This window comes from Bradyrhizobium sp. Kon58 (assembly GCF_055807455.1).
The window spans coordinates 1-230 of record NZ_JBVVOT010000705.1 but is presented as its reverse complement, the minus strand read 5'-3'; the positions used below and the strand labels follow the sequence as shown (position 1 = coordinate 230).

The 230-nt window shown below is 62.2% G+C and carries 1 protein-coding gene; it reads right to left on the bottom strand.

All coding sequences use genetic code 11. The features are described from left to right. Positions 1-230: hypothetical protein (locus AC0L20_RS42015; RefSeq protein WP_473295997.1), on the bottom strand; the 230-nt coding region annotated here is incomplete at both ends.

The window sequence follows — 230 nt, the reverse complement described above, 5'->3', positions numbered from 1 at the left end:
TCGTCGAGGCGATGCAGCGGCAGGATCGGCAGGACCTGGCCGATGGCCCAGGTGTCCGGCAGGCTCTGGAACACCGAGAAGTTGCAGATGTACTTGTCGGCCAGTTTGTCGTTGAGTTCGTCCAGCACCTGGCGGTGCGAGCGCTGACGGGCTTTCAACGAGTTGTGCAGGCGACGGCATACGGCGAAGTAGCACTGCTCGGCCAGGGCTTTCTCGGCCAAGGTCAGTTT